The sequence below is a fragment of the Streptomyces sichuanensis genome, from assembly GCF_020328095.1.
Classification (GTDB): domain Bacteria; phylum Actinomycetota; class Actinomycetes; order Streptomycetales; family Streptomycetaceae; genus Streptomyces; species Streptomyces cinnamoneus.
The window spans coordinates 1-4004 of sequence record NZ_JAIXMK010000167.1 but is presented as its reverse complement, the minus strand read 5'-3'; the positions used below and the strand labels follow the sequence as shown (position 1 = coordinate 4004).

General features: G+C 75.2%; 2 protein-coding genes. Both read left to right on the top strand.

The features are described 5' to 3' along the window. On the top strand, positions 1 to 1200 hold a 1200-nt coding region (locus tag LE181_RS29525), incomplete at its 5' end, for a radical SAM protein (RefSeq protein ID WP_225664580.1). A 61-nt stretch (positions 1201 to 1261) separates the two neighbouring features. After that, entirely contained in the window at positions 1262 to 3811 is a 2550-nt protein-coding gene (gene lanKC, locus LE181_RS29520; RefSeq protein ID WP_225664579.1) for a class III lanthionine synthetase LanKC, read from the top strand. Positions 3812 to 4004: the final 193 nt, after the last annotated feature.

Sequence of the window (4004 nt, the reverse complement as noted above, 5' to 3'; positions counted from 1 at the left end):
GATCGGAGGATTCCGGGCTGTGCGCCGGACGTCGGACGCGGCAGGCTCGGATTGTCTGTCATTTGCCCGGACTTCCGGTACGACGACTCCCCGGTACGACGATCGACTGTGCGATTCAAGGAAAGCCGAAAGGGAACCATGAGCGTGTCTTCCGGTCCCGAGGTGGTCGTCTGGGACACCACCTACGCCTGTCCCCTGCGTTGCTCGCACTGCTATTCGGAGTCCGGCCGGCGGGCACCGCGGCAATTGAGCCACGAGGACATGCTGCGGGTGGCCGACGCCCTGATCTCGCTGAATCCGCGCGTGGTGGCGCTCTCCGGCGGCGAACCCCTCGTGGTCAAAGGGATCTTCGAGGTCGCCGGCCGGCTGTCGCGGGCCGGCGTGAAGACCGCCGTGTACACCAGCGGCTGGATCATGGAACCCTGGATGGCGACCGAGCTCGCCAAGGTGTTCGACGAGGTCATCGTGAGCCTGGACGGGGCGACGGCGCAGGTCCACGACCGGATCCGGGGCCGGCGCGGCTCCTTCGACCGGGCGCTCAGCGCCCTCACCCTCCTCGACGGCGTGGCCCGGGAACGCAGACGCCTGCGGCAGAGACCGCTCTGGTTCGGCATCGACTGCGTCGTGGTGCAGAGCAATTTCCCGCAACTGGAGGAATTCTGCACGGCCATTGCCCCGCGCTTCGGCGAATTGCGCAGCCTCACCTTCAACGCAGCCGTTCCCGAAGGACTCGCCAGCCGACCGGAATTCTGCCGCTTCGAGCTCCTCGACGACGACCGGATCGCACAGTTGACGAGCGAGCGGCAGGTCGCCAGACTGCAGCAGCTCGCACCGGAAGGGGTGCGGGTCTCCACCACCGACAATCAGAATCTCGTCATGCGCCCCGACCGTTTCGCACGGGGCGTCGACTCACTCGTGATGCAGATCGAACCGGACGGTGCCGTCCGTGCTCTTCCCGTCTACGAAGGCACCGTCGGAAACATTCTTGAGGAGTCCCCCCTCGACCTGTGGTATCGCGGGGTGTCGCGGCTGAGCGACCCGTTCGTCGTGGAGACGCTTTCCGCGGTGCGCACCATGCAGGACTGGGCGGAGGCCGTCCGGCGCATGGATTACCACTTCGGTTCGCAGGAAGTGCGTTCCCGCATCGACCGGCGTTCGGTCCGCACCAATCCGCCGGAGTTCACCGCGCTCGCCCTGTGACGCCCCGGCCGACCGCGCACGTCCTCGCTCCGGAAGTCCTCGCCCCCGAAAGGGACGCGCCGTGCTGACGCTCAAGGACCACGACCGCTTCTGCCTCGCCGACCCCGTCTTCTACGACGCGCCCGAGCGCTACCCCGACGACCACGACCGGATCCCCGCGGCCCGCCGGCGGCCTCCCGAGGGCTGGGAACGGGACGAGGCGGACTGGTGGGTCTCCCTGCGTCCGCGCGGCGCCGGGCCGCCCGCGGCGGGCTGGCGGATCGACGTGTCGGTGACACCGGACCGCCTCGCGCGGGCCGCCGGGATCGTCTGGGGCCACTGCGTGGAGCACGGGCTCGCCTTCGACTTCCTGCGCAGCGCCGCCACCGCGCGCGAGCTCAACGGCCACCGCGCCGACCGGTTCCGGGGCGGGCGGACCATCACGGTCCACGCCGGCGACGAGGCCGCCCTCACCCGGGCCCTCGGCGAACTCGCCGTCCTCCTCGACGGCCTGGCGGGGGTGTACGTCCTGGGCGCCCTGCGGCACGGCAACGGCCCCCTGTACGTGCGCTACGCCACCGGGCCCGGCGCACCGCGACGGCGGCCGGACGGCACGCCCGCGGCCGCACCGCGCCGGGCCGCCTTCACCGTCCCCGACGGGGTGCGCCTGCCCGAGGTGCTGCGCCCCGACCTGGCGGCGCTGCACGCCCCGCCCGGGGGCGGCTTCCCCTACCGGGCAGAACGCGCGCTGAGCCTGCGTCACGGCGGCGGGACGTACCTCGCGACGGACACCCGCACCGGGGAGCGCGTGGTGCTGCACGAGGCCCGGCCCCACGCCGGGCTGGACCGGCACGGCGACGACGCCGTCGCCCGGCTCGGACGGCGCCGGGCCGCCCTGGAGCGGCTGGCGGGCCTGGCGTGCGTACCGCGCCTCGCCGGCCACCTGACGTACGCGGGGCACCACTTCCTGGCCGAGGAGCACGTCGGGGGCGACCCCCTGCAACGGGCCGCCGCGGCCGCCTTCCCGCTGACCTCCGGCACCCGCGCCGCGCGGGAGGCCGGGTCGTACACGCGGTGGGCCCTGGAGGTGCTCGGCCGGACCGAGGAGGCGCTGGCAGCCGTCGGGTCCCGGGGGCTGCGCCTGGCCGCACTCGATCCGGCCACCGTGCTCCTGCGCCCCGACGGCTCGGTGGCGCTCACCGGCCTGGCCTCGGCCGTGCCCCTCGACGACGACCGGCCGGCGCCGGCCGGCGACCCCTCCTTCTCCGTACCCTCCGGCCTCGGCCCGGCGGCCGCGGCCCGGTACCTGCTCGACCGGCTGCGGCTGTGGCTGTTCCTGCCCCTCCCGTGCACCGGCACGGCTCCGCTGCGTGCGCTCACGGCCGCCGTCGAGGAGCACTATCCCGTGCCCCGCGGGTTCGGTACGGCCCTGCTGTCGGGCCTGCGGCCGCCCGGGCAGCCCGAAGGGGACGACGGCGACGGGGTGAGCGCGCTGCTGACGGCGCAGCGGCCCGACTGGCCGGCGATCCGCGACTCGCTGGTGCGCGGCATCCACGCCGGTGCCACGCCCGACCGCCCCGACCGGCTCTTCCCCGGCTCCCCGGTCGGACCGCGGGAGATCGGCGGGACGGCGTTCGCCCACGGCGCGGCCGGCGTGCTGTACGCCCTGCACAGCGCGGGGGCTGACGTCCCGGAGGAGTACACGGCCTGGCTCACGGCCGCGGCCCGCCGGGAAGCCGCGCCCCGCTCCGGACTCTACGAGGGCCTGCACGGCGTCGCCCTCACCCTCGACCTGCTCGGGCGGCGCGAGGCGGCACTGGAGGTCCTGGAGCGCTGCCCGCCGGCGGACGACCCGGCCGCCCCCGCGGACCTGGCCGGGGGCGGCGCCGGAATCGCCCTGACCCTGCTGCACTTCGCGTCGGTGACCGGTGACACCGCCCTGCACGACCGCGCCCTGCGACTGGCCGGCGAGCTCGCCCGCACCACCGCCGACGGGCCGCTGCCGGCCCTGCCCGGCAGGCCACCGCCCCACGGCCTCCTGCACGGCCCCACCGGAGTCGCCCTGCTCTTCCTGCGGCTGTACGAGCACAGCGGGGACGACTCCTGGACCGGCCACGCCCGGCAGGCGCTGCGCCACGACCTCGCCGGGCTGCGGACCCTGGCCGACGGCACCCTCGCCCTCGCCGACGCCACCGGGCCGGCCCTGCCCTACCTGCAGGGCGGCAGCGCCGGCCTGGCGTTCGTCCTGCCGGAGCTGCTCCGGCACCGCCCCGGCCCCGCCACGGCCGCCCTGCCGGCCGCGCTCCGGCGCACCTGCGACGCGGTGTACGTGCACAACCCGGGACTGCTGCGCGGGCGCGCCGGGACCCTCGCGGCGCTCGTGGCACTCGGCGAGCCCGCGGGCGGGCCGGTACTGCTGCGGCAGGTGCGGCGGCTGGCCTGGCACGCCCGTTCGTACCGGGGCCGTCTGGCGTTCCCCGGTTTCCGGCTGGACCGGCTCTCGTCGGACCTGGCCACGGGCGCGGCGGGCGTCCTGCTCGCCCTGAGGTCCGCGTTCGAGGGGGCCGGCCCCCTCCTTCCCTTCCTGGGCGCACGGCCCGTGCCCGTCCCGTCGGCAGCGGAGGGGAGGTGAGCGACGTGTCGGAGATCCTGGACCTGCAGGAGCTGGAGGAGGAGCCCCCCGCCCAGTGGCCCTGCAGCAACAGCTACCAGAGCACCTTCGGACAGGTCTGAGCCGCGCGGGCGGGCGCGGCGGCCGTCGTCCCGGACGGCGACGGCCGGCGCGCCCGGCGCGGCACGTCGCCGGCACCGGGAGGAGAACGCAT